Annotated in this window: 1 pseudogene; it reads right to left on the bottom strand. The window is 39.6% G+C overall.

Annotation, left to right across the window (positions count from 1 at the left end):
* Nucleotides 1-450, bottom strand: a pseudogene (locus CD041_RS06875) (hypothetical protein); the annotation flags it as partial.

Genomic DNA, 450 nt, shown 5'->3' with positions numbered 1-450 from the left:
CACCTGATTTAACAAAGACATCACCTGTTACTGTATTGATGTATTTATCGCCATCTTTACCTTGACTTGATTGTGGATTAACTTTGCCATTCAGAATATCTTTTCCATCTCTACCGTTTTGACCATTATCGCCTTTGTCACCTTTTGCACCAGTCTCACCACGTTCGCCTCGGTCACCTTTTGGCCCTTTGATGTTGCCTTCGTTAGTCCAGTTTCCACCTGATTTAACAAAGACATCACCTGTTACAGTATTGATATATTTATCGCCATCTTTACCTTGATTTGGTTGTGGATTAACTTTGCCATTCAGAACATCTTTTCCATCTCTACCGTTTAAACCATTATCGCCTTTGTCACCTTTTGGTCCTTTGATATTGCCTTCGTTGGTCCAGTTGTCACCTGATTTAACAAAGACATCACCTGTTACTGTATTGATGTATTTATCGCCAT

This window comes from Staphylococcus lugdunensis (assembly GCF_002901705.1).
In the GTDB taxonomy this organism is placed as follows: Bacteria; Bacillota; Bacilli; order Staphylococcales; family Staphylococcaceae; genus Staphylococcus; species Staphylococcus lugdunensis.
Note: the sequence above shows the minus strand (reverse complement) of the source record. Positions and strands in the feature narration are given on the sequence as shown.